This window comes from Pseudomonas phenolilytica (genome assembly GCF_021432765.1).
Classification (GTDB): domain Bacteria; phylum Pseudomonadota; class Gammaproteobacteria; order Pseudomonadales; family Pseudomonadaceae; genus Stutzerimonas; species Stutzerimonas phenolilytica.
This window is the reverse complement of record NZ_CP058908.1, coordinates 1,387,444-1,404,286: the sequence shown is the minus strand read 5'-3', so window position 1 is coordinate 1,404,286 and position 16,843 is coordinate 1,387,444. Positions and strand designations below refer to the sequence as shown.

The following is a 16,843-nucleotide window of genomic DNA, read 5'->3' as shown; positions in this document are numbered from 1 at the left end:
TGCCGACGGCACCGGCTGCACCGCGCTTCAGATCAACCCGGCATCCGCCAGACACTGCTCGAGCCCGACCAGATCGGGAATGCGCGCCTGCACATCCCCCAGCTCCACCGCATCCAGCTCAAGCGGCGCCAGCGCCAGCTCGGCGCGCGCCAGGTCTGCATCGACCTTGATCGAACGCGGGATACCCTGCACCAGCAGCGCGATGAAACGCACATGCTCCCGACCGCCGAGCGCATTGAGCACCACGATCCGCGCACCAGCGCCGACCTGCGCCGTACCATCAGACGCCGCCTCGAACGACAGCAGCGGCAGGTTGAGGTCGCGCCACTGCACCTGGCCGAGGAACCACGCCGGCGCACCCGGCACCGCCTGCGGCGTGCGATAGGGAATCAGCTCGGCCACTGCGACGTTCGGCACCAGCAGGGTGCGATCCGCAAGCGGCACCAGCAGGCCGGTGAGGCTGACGGGGCTTTCCTGGGAGACGACCGCTTGACTCATGACAGATCCCTTTCGATGGACGTAGCGGCCAGGCGTGCCTGCTCCGCAAGATGGTTGACCAAGGCTTGCGCGAGTTCGCGCGGATCGCCCGTGAACGAGCTGTAGCCACCCTCGCGCAGGTTGTCCGGCATGCTCGAGCAGGCACAGGAGTCGGCGCGCTGGGTCCAGATCCGGCCGCCCTGGCGCAGCAAGTAGGCCGCCGCGGCGCTGCCGTCGCTGCCCATGCCACTGAAGACGATGGCACCGCAGCGGTCGCCGTAGTGCTGGGCGAGATTGAGCATCATCTGATCGATCGACGGGCTGTACGGCTCCGGCCAGCTGCGGCCGCTGCTGCGCATCAGGCCATCGAGATCAAAGCCCAGCTCCTGCGCGATCGGCGCGATGATCACTTCCCCGCAACGAATGTGATCGCCGCCCCTGCTCTGCCGGACCGCCCAGCTGCTGTGCCTGCCGACCGCCTGGGACAGCGCCGCCTCGAAACTTGCCTCGATGTGCTGGGCGTAGATGAACCCCACCGGCAGCCCCTCCGGCAGCGCATCGAGGAACGCCTTGACCGCCTCCGGCCCGCCCAGCGAGGCCGCGAGCAGCCACACCCGCGGCGCCACCTCGCCGGCAGTCGCCGGATGGACGGCCAGCGCTCCGGGCAAGGTCAGTTGTCCACTGCGCGCTGAGTCGCTGTCGAGCGCTCCCAGACGCGGGCCGACCGCTACCGCCGGGTCACCGACCAGCCGCTTGAGCTTGCCGAACAGCCGGCGCTCCCAGCGCGGGTAGTTCTCCGAGCTGCGCTCCGGCGCATGCCCCTCGCCGAATAGCACCAGCGTGCTGTCGCGCTCGAGCAGCGCATCGACCAGCGGCGAATCCTCGGTCTGTGCCAGGTCCACCAGCCAGAGATCGGCCTCGGTGAGGTCCAGATCGGCCAATTCCATCCGCGCCGGATCGTTGTTGAGGACCACGCGATAGCCACTGGCACCCAGCGCCTGCTGCAGCACATGGCGCTGCAGCGAGGTATCGGCCAGGACCGCGATGCGAGCGGCGCCTTCAGACATCGGCATGCACCAGCCGCTGGATATGCTCCAGCAACACCGATTCCTGGTACGGCTTGCCCAGGTACTCGTTGACGCCGATCGCCAAGGCGCGATCACGGTGCTTCTCGCCAGTACGCGAGGTGATCATGATGATCGGCAGATCCTTGAGGCGTTCGTCGTGGCGCACCAGCGCCGCCACCTCGAAGCCGTCCATGCGCGGCATCTCGATATCCAGCAGCATGATGTCGGGCCGCCGCTCCTGCAGCTGGGTGATGGCGTCGACACCGTCCTTGGCGGTCAGCACGTTCATGCCGTTGCGCTCCAGCAGGCGGCTGGTGACCTTGCGCACGGTGACCGAATCGTCGACCACCATGACCAGCAGCGGGCGATCGGCTTCGACTTCCACCGTCTCCGGCAACTGCGGCAGCTGCTGCGGCCGCTGCTGGGTCAGCAGGTGCGCATGGAGAACACGAATGGTCGCCAGCAGGTCGAGAATCACCACCACCCGACCATCACCGAGGATGGTCGCGCCGGAAATGCCGTGCACGCCCGCGAACTGCGGCCCCAGGCTTTTCACCACGATCTCGCGCGAGCCGGCCAGGCTGTCCACCTGTACGGCGACGCTGTGCTCCTTCGAGCGCACCAGGATCACCGGCAGCGGCAGGCTCTGGCCAACCAGCTTGGGCTGCTGCCCGTTGTTCAGCAGCTCACCGAGGTAGCGCAGCTCATAGGTCTGCCCGGCGTACTCGAAACGCGGCGCATCCGGCTGGTAGTAGGCCTCCAGCTCGTAGGGCGAGACACGCACGATACCTTCGATGGTGTTCAGCGGGATCGCATAGAGATCCTCGCCGGAATAAACCATGAGTGCCCGGTTGACCGACACGGTGAACGGCAGGCGAATCAGGAAGCGCGTGCCTTGACCCTGCGTCGACTCGATGCTCATCGAGCCGCCGAGCTGCTTCACTTCGGAGTGCACCACGTCCATGCCGACGCCGCGACCGGAAATCTGCGTTACCCGCTCGGCAGTGGAAAAGCCGGCTTCGAGGATGAACTGCAGGATCTCGTGGTCGGTGAGATCGTTCTGCGGGGCTAGCAAGCCGCGTTCGATGGCCTTGCGCCGTACGGCCGCTAGGTTGATACCGGCGCCGTCATCGCTCAGCGTCAGAACGATGTCGCCGCCTTCGCGCGCCAGGTCGAGGCGAATGGTGCCCTGCTCGGGTTTGCCCGCCGCGCGGCGCGCCTGCTGCGACTCGATGCCGTGGTCGACAGCGTTGCGCAGCATGTGCTCCAGCGGCGCCACGATCCGCTCGAGGACGCTGCGGTCCATCTCGCCGGTGGCGTTGCCCACGAGGAACTCTACTTGCTTGCCCAGCTCACCGGCGACCTGCCGGACGATGCGCCGCAGGCGCGGTACCAAGCGCTCGAACGGCACCATGCGGGTGCGCATGAGGCCTTCCTGCAGCTCGGTGTTGACCCGCGCCTGCTGCAGCAGCAGGGTCTCGGCGTCGCGGTTGCGCGCAGCCAGGGTTTCCTTCAGATCCAGCAGGTCGGACGCCGACTCGAACAGCGCGCGCGACAACTGCTGCAGCTGCGAGTGACGGTCCATCTCCAGCGGGTCGAAATCATCGTAGCCGGCACGCTCCGCCTCGGCCTGGTAGCGGCTGAGAATCTGTGCCTGGGTTTCGGTGTCCAGGCGGCGCAACTGGTCACGCACACGCTCGATGGTGGCTTCCATCTCGCTCAGGGTGAAACTGACATCGCTGACCTGCTGCTCGACTCGGCCGCGGAAAATCGAGGTCTCGCCCGCCAGGTTGACCAGCCCCTCGAGCAGCTCCGCCGGTACCTTGACCAGCTCCTGCGGAGCGCGCCGCGCCGCGGCATCCTGCGCCGCCTGCCGGGCGCGCTGGACGAACGGCAGGACCTTCGCCGGCTCGGCATTGGCCACGGGGCGCACGCTGGCGGCGACGATGGGTTGCGCCAGAGGCAGCGTGGTCACGACATTCGCCGCTTCCTCCGCGACCTCCTGGGTCACCGGGTCCGGAGGAATCTCCGCAGCGAGCAGCGCCCTGAGCTGCTCGACTTCCTTGAGCAGGCCGTCATAGCCCTGCTGCACATCAAGGAACAGGCTCTCCGGCCACGGTGCGCCCATCTGCCGGGCCTCGCTCAGGTGCTGTTCAAGGTCATGCGCCATGTTGCCCAGGCGCGCCTGCCCGGCCAGCCGTGCACCGCCCTTGAGCGTATGCAGCACACGCAGCATGTCAGCCAGCGGAGCAGCGTCGTCGCGCTGCGCGTCCCAGCGGCCAAGTGCTGCCTCCATTTCCTCGAGCAGGTCATCGGCCTCCTCGACGAAGATGTCGAGAATCTCCGAGGCGTCGGACTCATGAGCCGCCGTTGTTTCTTCAGCAGCCTTCAGGGTGATGCTGCTGGGTGCATTCAGCTGCTGCTGCGGATTATCGCGAAAGGCGCGGATCGCCTCGATCAGCGCCTTGCCATCCGGCTGCGGGCGTCTGGCGCGCAGCGCGTCGAGCATCTCGGCAAGACGGTCATGACAGGCCTGCAACAGCGCGAAGAGCTGCTCGGTAGCCCGATACTTGCCTGCGCACAAACCTTCGTAGAGGTATTCCAGCTCATGCGCCAGATCGCCGATGGCGCGACTGTCGGCCATCCGTGCGCCACCCTTCAGGGTATGCAGGTCACGCTGCAGCGCCTCCAGCTCGAAACTGTTGTCGACGTCGTCCATCCATCGCTGCAAGCCCGCGGTAACGCTTTCCATGATGTCGAAGCCTTCATCGAGGAATATCTCGACCAGCTCCGGATCGGGTTCGTCGTGCAGGTCCTCAGCGATCACCGGTAGTGCTTCGTCCGACACTTCAATCGCACCTGGACGTTGTATGTCGCCCAGGTCGGCTTCGGCTTCGGCTTCGGCTTCGGCTTCGAGGGTATCGGACTTCGCAGCATCGCTGGCGTCGATATCAAGCTGCAGATCGTCGTGGTGATCGCCGGCGCTCAGCTCCTCGCCCGCAGCGTCCACATCGGCCACCGGCTCGCTGACGTGCTCCTGCGGCATGTCCGGCACGCCGACTAAATCATCAGCGACGGCGCCAAGCAGGTCGCCCTGCCGATAGGCACGGATCGTCCGAACCAGCTCGTCGGCGACGCTCATGGGTGTGTCTGATTGCAGCTGCTCAAGCTGCAGCGCCAGCTGATCGTGACTGCGTTGTAGCAATGCGGCCAGGTCCGGCGCATAGGCATAGCGGCCGTCGGACAATCCTTCGTAGAGCGATTCCAGCTCGTGTGCCAGATCACCGACCGGACGCACCCCGGCCATACGGGCGCCGCCCTTGAGCGTGTGCAGGTCACGCAGTAGCGCCGACAGCGCCAACTGGTTGGTTGGCTCGCTCAGCCAGCGCTCCAGCGCCTCGCCCGCACTCTCCAACAGGTCGACGGCCTCGTCGAGGAAGATGTCCACCATGTCCGGGTCGAAACTGTCGTCGGCGGCGCCGCTCCCGCCACACTCGTGCGCGAGCGCCGGATATCCGTCGTCCACCAGAGGTTGGACGGCAGGGAGTAGCGTCTCCTCGGGTGCGGCTAGCGTATCGATGGCCTGCGCCGCGAGCGCTTCGAGCCGTTCGACCAGCTGCGGCTGGGCGGTCACCTGCAGCGCGGCGGCGACCTGATCCATCATGCCGACCAGTGCCTCGTGTCCCTCCTCGACGGTATCGAAGAAATGCGCATCGACCGCCAGGCGGCCGTCCTGCACCACGCCGTACAGTTTGAGCAGCGCCTGGCAGAGCGCATCGACCTGCGGCAGGTCGGCCATCTGCGCACTGTGGCCTAGGCTGCTCAGCTCCTGCAGCAGTGCCGATAGCTCCTGGCGCTCGGTGGGATGCTCGCGCCAGCGCTGCAGCAGATCCGCGGCATCGAGCAGAATATTCATCCCCTCGGACAGGAATGCGGCGATCAGGCTCGGATCACGCGCCTCCCCCTTTGCGCTCTCGCGCCGAACACCAGCCTCGGTGAGGCGTGCCTGATGCAGCGCCTGCACGCGAGCAAGAAACTCCGGCGCACCGGCGATCGGTGCAAGCGGCCGCTCCTGCAGATTGTCCAAGCCCTGGCGCAGCAGCTGCTCGGCATCGTGTAGCAGCTGGGCGTCGGCGAGTTCGATCTGGATCAGGTTGTTCTTGAACTCCTTGACCAGCTTTTCCAGCGGTGTGGCGATCTCGGCCATCGGCAGGATACCCGCCATGTGCGCGCTGCCCTTGAGCGTGTGCAGTGCACGCTGCAGTGCATCGGTCACCGGTTGAGGAAGGCGCTGGGCGCAGTCGGCGAGATAGTCGACGAGGGTGGTCAGGTGAGCCTCGGCCTCGTTGCGAAAGATCTCGAGCAACTGCGGATCCAAACCGTCCGACGCCGGCTCGCGTTCGCCAGCCGCGTCTACGCTCGGTTCCGGCTGCTCTACCGCACCGGCCGCCAGGTTAGGGAGCGGTTCGCCCTTGGCCAGGGCATGTGCGCAGGCGGCCAGCTGATCGACATCGCTGCGTTGGCGCTGTGCATGAGCGGCGAACTCTTCGACCAGCGCCGGCAACAAGGCCACGACGTCAACCACCACCTGCTTGACCGCTTCGGTCGTCCCGATGCTGCGATCCAGCACACGATTGAGCAGATTCTCGATGGACCAGGCCAGCTCGCCAACGATCAGCGCGCGCACCATGCGCCCGCTGCCTTTGAGCGTATGGAAGGCGCGTCGCACTTCACCGAGCACAGCCTTGTCGTCGGGCTCGGCCAGCCACGCGGGAAGCTGCTCGCGGATCGTCTCCAGAACCTCTGCCGCCTCTTCGATGAAGACCTCGGCCAGTTCGTCGTCGACCGGCTCCTCCCCTTCCGGCGGCGGGAGCAGGCTCGGCGGCACGTCCTGGGCCGGCGGATTGATCGCCAGCACCGGGGCGGCCATGATCTGCTCCAAATCTGGAGCCTGTTCCGGCGTTTCGAGGCTCTCGCTCAAGGGCGGCAGGGTGATCTCAGGCAACCCGAGATCGGCGATCTCGACCGCGCTCCAACTGGTGGCCGGCGCAGCCTCATCCAGAATCTCGAACTCCAGCGTCGGCAACTCCAACGCCGAGCCATCGAGATCCGCAGCGGGGGGCAGGTAATCCACTGCAGCGGCGGCGTCGTTCGCTGGCAAAGTCACCGCTGGCAGTTCGTTCTCGCCGAGCGTTACGTCGCCAGCCCGTTGCTCCTCGGAATTCCCTGACCGGTGCGACGCCATCTCCGCCGGCTCAGGATCGGCTTCGGGCAGCAGGAACTCGATTTCGTCTAGCGGATCGCCGGACAGGTCCGATTCCGGTTGCGGTTGTTCTTTCTCAGATACAGATGGACTGGTGGAAGCCAGTGGATAGCCCAGATGCTGCAGACTTTCCTCTGCGACGTCGAGAATCAGGTCGCCCTGACTACCGCAATCCTCGCTGAGCCGCTCCAGGTAGTACTCAACACTGGTGATCGCATCGGCCAGCGTATCCAGACTCTGCCAATCCGGCACCGCGCGTAGCGCCAGCAGCTGCTCTTGGATATAGCGATTGCAAGCATCGAGCAGCGCGGCGGCGCGCTGCAGCGGGATCATCGCCAGCCCGCCGCGTGCTTGGGTCAACAGCTCGGGAACGCGGGCGAGATGATCATGATTCCACTGCGATGCGATGAATTCGATGATCGCGTCCTTGGCCTGCTCAAGCGCCGTACGCGCTTCCTTGATGACCAGTTGGTGAATCTGCGCGACATCGGTCGTGGGCAGATGACGCGCCTCGTCCTGTTCCTCGGTAGTTGTTCCCACCATGCCGGCCAGGGTCGCCTCGACGTATAGCAGGGCGCCAGCGATATCCATCAACGTGGCATCGTCAGGCTGGCGCAGGCCCGAGGTCAGCGCCTGGATCAGCCCGGTCTGGTCGACGATGATCTTGCGCGGCTGGGCAAAGCCCAGCACCGCTAGGGTGTCGGCAATCTGCTTCAACGGGGCATGTAGACTGGCCAGATCGTCCAGTGCGCGGCGGTCGCTACGCACGAATAGATCGAGACTGTCCTTAACCCGCACCAGCTCCTCGCACAATGCCGCAACCACCGAGCGCATGGCGCCCCGATCGGGACCGGAGAGCTGTGCGCGCTCCTGATCGACGATCGTCATGTCGGGCAGCGCATCGTCGAGCCGATAGAGCTCTCTCAGGGCGCGCAGGCGCGGCGTATCGGCCGGAGCCTTGGCTACGTAGAACAACAAATTCTTGATCAGCTCATCGGGAGCCGGCTGGTTCAGCCCGTCGACACCCTGCTCGACCAGCCGCTTGAACTCCTTGTCCACCTGGCGCAACAGCGTGCGCACCGACGCTCCGTTGCTGACCGCACCGCTGGCTAGCCCTTCGATCATGCCCGAAGTGATCTGCCAGAGTGCGCCGAGCGGCGCGTCCTTGCACAGCGACTCCAATCGCGCGAAGACCCGGGCCATGTAGCCGAGGTTGGTGGGCAGGTCCTGATTGCGAATCACCCCAACCAGGGCGACCTGGAGCATCTGCCGCATCTTGCGCAGCAGCACCGGCAGCTCCTCGGTCCGCAGGCGCTCAACGGATTCGCTCGGCAGTATCGGCGTACGCTCAGACAGATCGGGTGCGAACAGGCTGGTTTCCGACAGCAGCTTTTCACCCCGCGCAGCCCGTAGGTCGTTGAGCAGCGGCAACACCACCATCGGCAGATCGCGACGGGCGCTCTGGATGCGATCGAGGTAAACCGGCATCTGCAGAATGGCCTGCATGAGGACCTCGAGCGCCTCGGCTCGATTGGCGACCCGCTCCTCCAGCAGCGCGCGCGCGAGCTGTTCCATTTCCTCGGCCAGCAAGGCCGCGCCGAAGAACTCGACCATCTGCAAGGTGCCATGCACCTGATGCACATAGGTCATGCAGAAGCGCATCCGCGTCGAATCTTGCGGAGCCTCTACGTAGGCTTCCAAGGCTTGACGTGCCTGCTTGAGGGTCTCGGCGATCTCGCCTTTCACCCATTCCAGGGCGACATAATCGTGCCGATCACCCATAGCGACTCCGCTCATAAACTCTTCCGGGTAAAGGCCAGAACCTGATCATCGGCCACCGGCACCAGGTCCGGATGCTGCCAACCCACCACCTCGCCGACACCGACCACCAGCAATCCTCCCGGCGCGAGTCGCTCGGCCAGACGGTTGAGGATTTCGCGGCGGCGCCAGCGACGAAAATAGATCAGCAGGTTCTGACAGAAAATGACGTCCAGTCCTGCAAGCGGCGCGCTGGCCAGCTCCAGAACATTTAGCTTGGCGAAGCAGACCCGCGCCACCAACTCAGGCGCGACCTGGGCACGGTTGTGCGGCATGCTGACGAAATAACGCTCACGCAAGGGCGCCGATACCTGCTCCAGACGACGCTCGTCGTAAATAGCATTGCGCCCCTTCTCCAGAGCACTGAGGCTGATATCGGTGCCGGTTACACCGAAACGATCGACAGCGGCGCAATCGCGCAGGACTTCGGAGGCGCTGATGGCCAACGAGTAAGTCTCCTCGCCGCTGGCACAACCGACGCTCCAGAGGCTCCAGGGCCGCTCGATGCCTTCGTGGCGCAAACGCTGCGCCAGATAGCGCTCAAGCAGCGTGAACGACTCGGGATGCCGAAAGAACCGAGTTTCCTGCACCGTCAGCCGGTCCATGAGCAGCGACCATTCCACCGCACCACGCGGGCCGGCCGTGACCTGGCGGTAGTAACTCGAATAGTCGGCGGCGCCGATTTCGCGCATGCGCGCACTGAGATTGGTCTGCAGAAAGACGCGACGCCCCTCGGAAACCACCATGCCCGAACGCTCTTCGAGCAGGGCCTGCCAGACATGGAATTCCGCTGCCGACATCTCGGCAATCGGCTCCAAAGCCCAGTCCAGTCTTGACTGCATGCTGCCCTGCCCCTCGCTCATGATCATGAGCGGCGGCCGCCAGCGGCCGCCGCTGCGGTCGAATCACGCCCGATCCTGAGCGTCCGGCAGAGTGAAGCCGGAAACCGACTGGCGCATCTCGTTGGCCATCTTGGCAAGGTTACCAATGCTTCTGGCAGTGGCGCTGGTACCGGACGAGGTCTGCGAGGTGATCTCCTGAATCACGTTCATGGTGTTGGAGATGTGACCGGCAGAGGAGGCCTGCTGGCGCGCTGCGTTGGAAATGTTCTGGATAAGCGCCGCAAGGGTCTTGGACACTTTCTCGATCTCCTCCAGCGCCACACCGGCATCCTGCGCAAGGCGTGCACCGCGTACCACTTCCGACGTGGTCTGCTCCATCGAGATTACGGCCTCGTTGGTATCGGTCTGAATGGTCTTGACCAGCGCCTCGATCTGCTTGGTCGCAGCGGACGAGCGTTCCGCCAGGCGTTGAACCTCATCCGCAACCACCGCGAAGCCGCGACCCGCGTCGCCGGCCATCGATGCCTGGATCGCAGCGTTCAACGCAAGGATGTTGGTCTGGTCGGCGATGTCGTTGATCAGGCTGACGATGTCACCGATCTCCTGCGAGGACTCGCCCAGGCGCTTGATCCGCTTGGAAGTGTCCTGGATCTGCTCGCGGATGTTATCCATGCCGGTGATGGTGTTGTGCACCACTTCGTTACCCTTGTTGGCAATCGCAACCGAGCGCTCTGCTACCGCGGACGATTCAGCGGCGTTGGCGGATACCTGGTCAATGGAAACGGCCATCTCGTTGATTGCCGCCGAAGCCCCGGCGATCTCCTGTGCCTGATGTTCGGACGCCTCGGCCAGGTGCATGGCGGTCGCCTGGGTTTCCTGGGCCGCGCCGGAAACCTGTACCGCAGTTTGGTTGATGGTTTCCACCAGTTCGCGCAGCTGGTCGATGGAGTAGTTGATGGAGTCAGCAATCGCGCCGGTGAAGTCCTCGGTTACAGTCGCCGCCACGGTGAGGTCACCGTCGGCGAGGTCGCCGATTTCATCGAGCAGGCGCAGAATCGCGGCCTGGTTGCGCTCGTTTTTCTCGGCCGTTTCGCTCAAGCGACGACGCGCTTCCTGCACCATCACGAGACCGATCAGGATGATCGACGCCAGCGCCAAGGCGCCCAGTACGTAGCCGGCGATGGTATTGAGATAGCGGGCATCGGCACGGTTCTGCAGACCCTCGCCAAGCGCGGACGTCTTATCGAGCAGTGTCTGCGACACCTCGAAAATGCTGTTGGCAGACTCGCGTACCTGGAACAGTTCGGGCGAGGTTTCCAGAATTTCGTCCACCGAACCCGAGACAAATTGGAACAGTTCGGCGATCTCTGCCAGGCGATCAAGCGCCTCGGCATCCGTCGCGCGGGTGATCCCCATTGCCACGTTGCCTTCGATCATCGCATTCAGAACGCGACCGAAGAGGCTGGCATCACGGCCGAACATGTCTGCAGCCTGCACCGAATCCTGGTCGCCGGAAAGCACCTTGTTCACCGAGCCGAGAATACGTTCCGCCAGCAGAGACTGGCGCTGCGCGACCGAAACCTGGGCGGCGGGTGCCCCGCTTTCCAACAGGATGTCGACGACCTCTTCGTATTCAACCTGCAGCTGTGGAATGGTTTCAGCCAGAGTGGTCGCCACCTGATGCAGCGACAGCACCGTCTGCTCGCTGGCCAGAATGGCGTCAGTGTTGCGACGTAGCGTGTTCCAATCCTGCTGCACCGCATCGATCTCGACCTGCAGGCTCTGCGGTACGGCGGGCAGGCCGATGCTTTCGTCACCCTTGGACAAATAACCCCAGCGCCGGTCGAAGTCGTTGCGGGCCGCCTTCAACGAGGCGAAGGCTTCCTTCGTACCGGCCGCAGCTTCCACCGCGTTCTTTGCGATGTGCTGTGACAGTACGCGCAGTTCGCCAGCGTGCGCGATGTACTCGTTATCATGGTCGGCCTGCCGATTGACGTACGCGAAATTCGCGAACAACAGTACGATCGAAACGATCAGAACAACGAACAGCCCAGTGATGAGCGTATTGCTACGCAGGCCGCTCAACAAAGCAATCGCTTTCATTTTTTTCATTATCCGGCCCCCGCCTGGACCCCCGTGCGCTTCCATCAAAAACCAAAAGGCCGGCACCTTGCCGGCCCACCAACATCAGAAAGCAACATCCATGAAAGTCGGATGCGCCGCCAGCGCATGCGGGCTGAAGACCAGCCAAGGCTGTTCCCGCTGAAATACGCCGTGAATAAAAGGCTGAATTGCCGCCTCTACCGGTGGCACTTGCTCCGAGAACGCCTCCACGGGAAAGTGCTGCATGCCGAAGACCTCGTCGACCGTCAGCCCTGCGAAGACGTCCTGATGATCAACGACGAGCAGCCGGCGCTGTTTGCGTAAAGGCGATAGTTCGTAGCCCAAGTAGCCGCATAGATCCATTACCGGCAACAATCGGCCGCGCACGTTGGCAACCCCTTTAACCCAGCTTTTGACGCCAGGCAGCAAGGTATAGCGCGGTTCATGCAGGATCTCGCCAACCTCCCCCATCGGCGCGACGAACAACCGCCCCCCCATACGAAAACCGATCCCGCCCCAGGTCTGCACTACCTCTTGCTGAGAGGGCAGCCCTGCTGCTAGCTGACGGCAACGACCATCGATCTCCAGCAGTCGCTGAAATGGTGCCTGCTTATCCGACATTACCGACCACTCCCCTGCTCTGTCAGGTCGTTGAAACCACCTGCAATCGGGATGATCCGGTGTCAGCCAGCCAGCACGGCGTTCAAGGTCTGCAACAGCGTCGCCTCGTCCACTGGCTTGGTCAGGTAGTCCTTGGCCCCCTGGCGCTTGCCCCAGACCTTATCGGTTTCCTGATCCTTGGTGGTGACGATGATCACCGGAATGTGACTGGTTTCCGAATCTTTGGTCAGCTGCCGCGTCGCCTGGAAACCGTTAAGTCCCGGCATGACGATATCCATCAGTACCGCGTCCGGCTTTTCCTGCCGAGCCAGCGCCACGCCGTCAGCACCATTCTCGGCCTTGAGCACGACATGTCCGTGCTTCTCCAGCATGGCAGCCAGCTTGTACATTTCGGTCGGCGAGTCATCAACAATCAGAACGCGAGCCATGTTTTCTCCATTAGAAGGCTTCAACAGCACACAACACGGAATCAGGATGCCTGCTCGATGGGTACGAAATCAGGAACGTGAGCCTTGATGGCGCCGAGCAGCTCTTCCTTACTGAAAGGTTTGGTGAGGTATTGATCGGAGCCGACGATGCGCCCTTTCGCCTTGTCGAACAAGCCATCCTTGGAGGACAGCATGATCACCGGCGTCGATTTGAACGAGCTGTTGTTCTTGATCAAGGCGCAGGTCTGATAACCATCGAGTCGAGGCATCATGATATCGACAAAGATGATACGCGGATGGGTATCGGCGATCTTGGCGAGCGCATCGAAGCCATCCACCGCCGTGATGACGTCACAACCTACTTTCTTCAGCAGGGTTTCAGCGGTGCGACGAATCGTTTTCGAATCATCGATCACCATGACCTTCAAGCCCTCGGAGTGCTGTTCCATTTCGCCCTACCATCGCCTCGATGAGTCGTAATTTTTCGTTAAGCCAGAGTGCCGCAAGGCCCTGAAACCGATAGGCCCCGCCCATCGCGCGACCTTTGTAGCACACTCATTCTGCACAGGCTATCGACGGGAAAATCACTCGGATTTTCCTTGACCCAGCGCACAACCGCCGCCAATCTGCGTCGGCACTTCACGCCTCGGCGGCCACGCCCACCACCTGCGGAGAACCGATATGACCGTTCGCGTCGGGATCATCATGGACCCTATCGCGCAGATCTCCTTCAAGAAGGACAGCTCGCTGGCCATGCTGTTGGCCGCCCAGGCCCGCGGCTGGGAGTTGCACTACATGGAGCAGCGCGACCTCTACCAACAGGGCAGCCAGGCCCGCGCGCGAATGCGCCCGCTAACGGTCTTCAATGACCCGACGCACTGGTTCGAAACCGGAGAGGAGCGCGACACCGCACTGGCCGAACTGAATGTGATCCTCATGCGCAAGGATCCGCCATTCAACAGCGAATACGTCTACGCCACCTACCTGCTGGAACTGGCCGAACAGGCTGGCACCCTGGTAGTCAATCGCCCCCAGAGCCTGCGCGACTGCAACGAGAAATTCTTCGCCACGCAGTTTCCGCAATGCACTCCGCCAACGCTGGTCAGTCGCCGGTCGGACATTCTGCGCGAGTTCGCCCGCGAGCAGCGTGACATCATTCTCAAACCCCTAGATGAAATGGGCGGCGCCTCGATATTCCGCCACCGCGAAGGCGACCCGAACCTCTCGGTGATCCTGGAGGTGCTGACCGAGCACGGCAGCCGCCAGATCATGGCGCAGCGCTATATCCCAGCCATCAAGGACGGCGACAAGCGCATCCTGATGATCGACGGGGAACCAGTGCCGTATTGCCTGGCTCGCATCCCTGCCGCTGGCGAGACGCGCGGCAATCTCGCCGCCGGCGGGCGCGGCGTCGCCCAACCGCTATCGGAGCGCGACCGCGAGATCGCCGCCATCGTTGGTCCGGAGCTGCGTAAGCGTGGCCTGCTGTTCGTTGGATTGGATGTCATCGGCGACTACCTTACGGAAATCAATATCACCAGCCCGACCTGTATCCGCGAGATCGACAGCGCCTTCGACACGCGTATCGCCGAGCGCCTGATGGAGGCCATTGCCGCCAAGCTGCAAGCTTGAACCAGCTAACAGCTTTGAGCTTGAAGCTTGCGGCTTGAAGCTCAAAGCCGGCAGACTGCGCGGCACTTCGAGCCGACCGAAACGCGATGAACGCAGCAATCCGCCAGCCATCCTCAGTATCACCCCGCGTCCGCCCGGCCGATCGACTAGGTTTCACCCTGTTTCTCGCCGCCGTATTGCACGTCGCCTTGATCCTCGGCCTGGGCTTTTCGATTGCCGAGCCCCAGCAGATCAGCAAGACCCTGGAAATCACGCTGTCCACCTTCAAGAGCAAGGAAAAGCCCAAGGAGGCGGACTTCCTGGCCCAGGATAACCAGCAGGGCAGCGGTACGCTCGAGCACAAGGCATCGCCCAAGACCAACGTGCAGGCACCGTTTCAGGACACCGAGGTACGCAAGGTTTCCCCACCACCCAGCCGCCCGCAGGCAACCCGCCAGGAAGCGCCGAAGGCAGCGATTGCCACACGCAGCCCGCAACCCGACAAGACTCCGACCAAGCAACAGCGTCAACCGCAGCCCAAACCGCAAGCGGCGCCCGCATTCGATAGCTCCCAGCTGAGCGCCGAGATTGCCAGCCTAGAAGCCGAGCTGGCGCAGGACGTCGAGCGCTACGCCAAGCGACCGCGCGTCAATCGGCAGAACAGCGCGGCAACGATGCGTGACATCAGCGCTTGGTATCGCGACGAATGGCGCAAGAAGGTCGAGCGCATCGGCAACCTCAACTATCCGGACGAGGCCCGCCGCCAGCGTATCTACGGCAGCCTGCGGATGCTGGTAACCATCAACCGAGACGGCACGGTGCAAGAATTGCGCGTGCTTGAATCATCCGGCCAGCCCGTACTGGACGAGGCCGCGCTCCGCATCGTTCGCCTGGCGGCCCCCTTCGCGCCGTTCACCGGCGAGCTGGGGCAGAAGTTCGACCAGGTCGAGATCATCCGCACCTGGCGCTTCGAGCGTGGCGACCGACTGTCCAGTCGCTGAGCCGGCGCGACGGACGGTGTCAACGCGAGCATGCCAGTAGCCTGCCGCCCCGGCAGGCCTTAAGCTAGCCGGCATGAAAAGCACCGCGCCCAGCTACCTCAAGCATCATTTCTTGATTGCCATGCCACACATGGCCGACCCGAATTTCGCCCAGGCGCTGATCTACCTGATCGAGCATGGCCCTCAGGGCGCGATGGGACTGGTAATCAACCGCCCCAGCGGCCTCAATCTGGCCGATGTGCTCGAGCAGCTGCGTCCCGAAGAACCTATCGCGCCGGCTTGCCATGAGCTCACCGTTTACAGCGGCGGCCCGGTCCAGAGCGACCGCGGCTTCGTCCTGCATCCGTCAGAGGAGCAGTTCCAGGCGACCCTGGCGCTCGGCGAGCTGGGCATGTCCACCTCGCAGGACGTGCTGTTCGCCATCGCCGATGGCCACGGGCCGCAGCAACATTTCATCGCCCTCGGCTACGCCGGTTGGGACGCCGGCCAGCTGGAGGCCGAACTGGCCGACAACGCCTGGTTGAGCTGTCCGGCGGATCCCCGAATCCTGTTCGAATTGCCAGCCGAACAGCGACTGCAGGCCGCCGCCGCCAGTCTTGGCATCGACCTGCGACTGTTGAGTAGCCAGGTGGGCCACGCATGAGCGCACCGCGTCTGCTGCTCGGCTTCGACTTCGGCACCAAGCAGATCGGCGTGGCAGTAGGCCAGGCCATCACCGGACAGGCACGTGAGCTCTGCGTGCTGAAGGCGCAGAACGGCACACCTGACTGGAGCCGGATCGAGGCACTGCTGCGCGAATGGCAACCCGACGCGCTGGTGGTGGGCCTGCCGTTGAACATGGACGGCAGCCCGAGCGAGATGAGCGCCCGCGCGGAAAAATTCGCCCGGCGCCTGGCGGGGCGTTTCAACCTGCCGGTGCACACCCACGACGAACGCCTGACCACCTTCGAGGCCAAGGGCGAACGCCTGCGCCAGGGCCAGCACGGCGGCTATCGCGAACGCCCGGTCGATGCGCTGGCGGCCGCACTTTTACTGGAAGGCTGGCTGAGCGAACACGCCACGGCCTGACCCGCACGAGCGAGGAGAATCCATGACCCTGCCCAATCCCGAGCAGCTGCTACCCGAGATGGCGGCTGCCCTGCGTCAACACTTGCACAGCCGCGCCATCGTCGCACCGCGCTTCATCGGTATACGCACCGGCGGTATCTGGGTCGCCCAGGCGCTGCTCGATGAAGGCAGCTGGGACGAGCCGCTGGGCATCCTCGACGTATCCTTCTACCGTGACGACTTCACCCAGAGCGGCTTGCACCCGCAGGTGCGGCCGTCGGAGCTGCCGTTCGAGATCGAAGGACAGCACCTGGTGCTGATCGATGACGTGCTGATGACCGGTCGCACCATACGCGCGGCGCTCAACGAGCTGTTCGACTATGGCCGCCCGGCCAGCGTGACGCTGGTCTGCCTGCTCGATCTGAACGCTCGAGAGCTGCCGATCTGCCCGGACGTGGTCGGCGCCACGTTGTCGCTGACACCCCAGCAGCGCATAAAATTGCTCGGCCCCGCACCGCTCGCCCTCGAGCTGCAGACCCTCGATTCCGCCAACTGAGACCTCGCG

The 16,843-nt window shown here is 63.9% G+C and carries 13 protein-coding genes; 5 read left to right on the top strand and 8 right to left on the bottom strand.

Going from position 1 to position 16,843, the window contains the following annotated elements; all coding sequences use genetic code 11:
- Positions 1-27 precede the first annotated feature (27 nt).
- The 8 genes from HU825_RS06645 to pilG form a co-directional block, all read right to left on the bottom strand.
- Positions 28-498 carry a chemotaxis protein CheW gene (locus tag HU825_RS06645; protein ID WP_008568487.1) on the bottom strand — a complete coding sequence of 157 codons (471 nt, stop codon included), beginning with the start codon at positions 496-498 and terminating at the stop codon, positions 28-30.
- On the bottom strand, positions 495-1,544 hold the full coding sequence (locus HU825_RS06640) for a chemotaxis protein CheB (RefSeq protein WP_234303170.1): 1,050 nt from the start codon (positions 1,542-1,544) through the stop codon (positions 495-497). Before HU825_RS06640 ends, HU825_RS06645 begins: the two co-directional genes overlap by 4 nt.
- Positions 1,537-8,589, bottom strand: a complete 7,053-nt coding sequence (locus HU825_RS06635; RefSeq protein WP_234303382.1) for a hybrid sensor histidine kinase/response regulator — start codon at positions 8,587-8,589, stop codon at positions 1,537-1,539. The genes HU825_RS06640 and HU825_RS06635 overlap by 8 nt, the downstream gene beginning before the upstream one ends.
- Before the next feature lie 11 nt (positions 8,590-8,600).
- Positions 8,601-9,467: a CheR family methyltransferase gene (locus tag HU825_RS06630; RefSeq protein ID WP_234303169.1), complete on the bottom strand. Its 867-nt coding sequence runs from the start codon at positions 9,465-9,467 to the stop codon at positions 8,601-8,603.
- A 63-nt stretch (positions 9,468-9,530) separates the two neighbouring features.
- Positions 9,531-11,579 (bottom strand): methyl-accepting chemotaxis protein, encoded by a 2,049-nt coding sequence (locus tag HU825_RS06625; RefSeq protein WP_043299515.1) that lies wholly within the window; start codon positions 11,577-11,579, stop codon positions 9,531-9,533.
- 75 nt (positions 11,580-11,654) lie between these two features.
- Positions 11,655-12,191, bottom strand: coding sequence for a chemotaxis protein CheW (locus tag HU825_RS06620; RefSeq protein ID WP_234303168.1), 537 nt, complete (start codon positions 12,189-12,191; stop codon positions 11,655-11,657).
- A gap of 62 nt (positions 12,192-12,253) precedes the next feature.
- The gene (gene pilH / locus HU825_RS06615; RefSeq protein ID WP_008568495.1) at positions 12,254-12,619 is read right to left on the bottom strand and encodes a twitching motility response regulator PilH; all 366 of its coding nucleotides are present in this window, start codon (positions 12,617-12,619) and stop codon (positions 12,254-12,256) included.
- 41 nt (positions 12,620-12,660) lie between these two features.
- Positions 12,661-13,068: a twitching motility response regulator PilG gene (pilG, locus tag HU825_RS06610; RefSeq protein ID WP_234303167.1), complete on the bottom strand. Its 408-nt coding sequence runs from the start codon at positions 13,066-13,068 to the stop codon at positions 12,661-12,663.
- Between the two features lie 232 nt (positions 13,069-13,300).
- Between pilG and gshB the strand changes: the two genes are divergently transcribed.
- From gshB to pyrR, 5 genes are all read left to right on the top strand, one after another.
- Entirely contained in the window at positions 13,301-14,251 is a 951-nt protein-coding gene (gshB, locus tag HU825_RS06605; protein ID WP_077682770.1) for a glutathione synthase, read from the top strand.
- Positions 14,252-14,337: 86 nt separating this feature from the next.
- Positions 14,338-15,231: an energy transducer TonB gene (locus HU825_RS06600; RefSeq protein WP_043299513.1), complete on the top strand. Its 894-nt coding sequence runs from the start codon at positions 14,338-14,340 to the stop codon at positions 15,229-15,231.
- Positions 15,232-15,304: 73 nt separating this feature from the next.
- On the top strand, positions 15,305-15,874 hold the full coding sequence (locus HU825_RS06595) for a YqgE/AlgH family protein (RefSeq protein ID WP_043299512.1): 570 nt from the start codon (positions 15,305-15,307) through the stop codon (positions 15,872-15,874).
- Positions 15,871-16,299, top strand: coding sequence for a Holliday junction resolvase RuvX (gene ruvX, locus HU825_RS06590; RefSeq protein WP_043299511.1), 429 nt, complete (start codon positions 15,871-15,873; stop codon positions 16,297-16,299). The genes HU825_RS06595 and ruvX overlap by 4 nt, the downstream gene beginning before the upstream one ends.
- A 22-nt stretch (positions 16,300-16,321) precedes the next feature.
- Positions 16,322-16,834, top strand: coding sequence for a bifunctional pyr operon transcriptional regulator/uracil phosphoribosyltransferase PyrR (pyrR, locus tag HU825_RS06585; RefSeq protein WP_102829093.1), 513 nt, complete (start codon positions 16,322-16,324; stop codon positions 16,832-16,834).
- Positions 16,835-16,843: the final 9 nt, after the last annotated feature.